At 61.4% G+C, this 1,916-nt stretch carries 2 protein-coding genes; one reads left to right on the top strand and one right to left on the bottom strand.

Annotated elements, in window-relative coordinates; all coding sequences use genetic code 11:
* Window positions 1-770, top strand: a 770-nt coding sequence (gene waaC / locus EN879_RS33890; protein ID WP_127274609.1) for a lipopolysaccharide heptosyltransferase I, incomplete at its 5' end; no start/stop codon positions are given.
* A gap of 239 nt (window positions 771-1,009) precedes the next feature.
* Here waaC and greA read toward each other — a convergent pair.
* Window positions 1,010-1,483, bottom strand: a complete 474-nt coding sequence (gene greA, locus EN879_RS33895; protein WP_013530066.1) for a transcription elongation factor GreA — start codon at window positions 1,481-1,483, stop codon at window positions 1,010-1,012.
* Between the last annotated feature and the right edge of the window lie 433 nt (window positions 1,484-1,916).

Consider the following 1,916-nt stretch of genomic DNA (forward strand, 5'->3'; position numbering starts at 1 on the left):
GCGCCACCTGGCGCGAGGCGGCCGCCCTGCGCCGCACCTTGCGCAATTGCCGCTACGATCTGGTCATCGACGCGCAAGGCCTGCTGAAATCGGCCCTGGTGGCAAGACAGGCGGGCTCACCCATTGCCGGCTTCGACCGTTCGAGCGCGCGCGAACCCTCGGCGACGCTGTTCTACGATGCCACGTATGCCGTCCCGCGCGATCTCCACGCCATCGAACGGACGCGGCGGTTGTTTGGCCTGGCGCTCGCCTATCAGCCCGATCTTTCGACGCTGGACTCCGGCATCGTGCCGCCCGCCGGCACCCTGGCGGGCACTTCTGGAAAAACCGCCTTCCTGCTGCACGGAACCAGCCGCGAAGACAAGAAATGGCCGGCCGAAGACTGGATCGGAACCGCCCACCTCCTGATTGAGCGGGGGATGACGCCGGTCACGACCTGGTCGAACGAGCGTGAGAAAACCGTGGCCGAGGCAATCGCAGGCGCCGTGCCGTCAACGATCGTGGTACCGAAATCGCCGCTGTCCGAAATCGCCGCGACTATCGGCGGCTCGACGCTGGTTATCGGCGCCGACACCGGGCTGACCCATCTTGCCAGTGCCTTTGGCCTGCCGACGGTCGCAATTTTCCTGGCAACAGAGCCGGGTCTGACCGGCCCGCGCGGACGCTACGCATCGACACTGCTGGCCTCGCATGGGGGGCGTGTTGTGCCGGTGCAGGTAGTGGCGGAAGCAGAAAAGCTATTGGCACTTAAACTACAAGCGCCGGCATAGGACCTTTCAGAATTCGCTCTGGCGAGTCGAATAGCGTGGTTCTTCGAGAACCGGAGCGGCGCGTACTTAAAGTACGTGAGCACCGGAAGCGCAGAAAACCGCCCGCGCATGCCCCCGAAAATCGTAATTGATTTTCGGAAAGGGATCATGCGCTAACTGAAAATCCTACAGCGTCCTTTGCGCGTCCGAGAGGACGCGCGGCGCTGTAGTCGGCCGCCAGAGTAGAATTATCAAAGGTCCTAGATGAACTGCACCTGGACGATCTCATACCCCCTGGCGCCGCCAGGCGCGTTGACCTCGATGGCGTCGCCGACTTCCTTGCCGATGAGCGCACGCGCGATCGGCGAGGAGATCGAGATGCGGCCGGACTTCACGTCCGCCTCCTGGTCGCCGACGATCCGGTAGGTCTTCTTTTCCTCGGTGTCCTCGTCGACCAGCACCACGGTGGCGCCGAACTTGATCTTGTCGCCGCTGAGCTTGCTGACGTCGATCACCTCGGCGCGCGCAATATAATCTTCAAGCTCGTTGACGCGGCCCTCGTTGAGGCTCTGCGCCTCTTTGGCGGCATGATATTCGGCATTTTCGGACAGGTCGCCATGCGAGCGCGCTTCGGAGATCGCCTCGATGATGCGCGGCCGCTCTTCCTGCTGGCGCCAGCGCAGTTCTTCCTTCAATGACGCGAACCCCTCGCCTGTCATCGGGACCTTGTTCATGATGCCTGCCTTTCCTGCTGCCACCCCCGCGTATCGGGGAAAGCCTTGTCGATGGGTACAAAAAGAAAACGGGTCCGGCAGCCTCGAGCTTACGGAACCGTTTCACCGCAATTTCCCTGAATATAGCAATGTCAGCGGGTTTTTCACGCCCAAAAATCGGTTTTGCTAAAATCATCCCCGTTTTCATCAGTCCGGGGCGATGAATGAGACCGGGGGCAACAAAAAACGGCCGCGATCGCTCGCGGCCGCTTGGAAGAGCCCTGGGATCTTTTCAGCTTCTCATGAAATGGTCGATCTGCTCGGCCAGCATGCCATATTCACGCGAACCCTTGCCGGTCCGCTTCTCGATTTCCATCAACTGCTGCTGGGCGCCGGCCAGATCGCCGATCTGCAGATGCGCTTCGCCGAGATATTCGCGCACCAGCGTGTAGTT

It is taken from the genome of Mesorhizobium sp. M7A.F.Ca.AU.002.02.1.1 (genome assembly GCF_003998535.1).
Classification (GTDB): domain Bacteria; phylum Pseudomonadota; class Alphaproteobacteria; order Rhizobiales; family Rhizobiaceae; genus Mesorhizobium; species Mesorhizobium ciceri.

Bases quoted from the DNA above. Each gene is read 5' to 3' on its own strand.
- greA (WP_013530066.1), bottom strand. From the start codon at position 1,483: ATGAACAAGGTCCCGATGACAGGCGAGGGGTTCGCGTCATTGAAGGAA.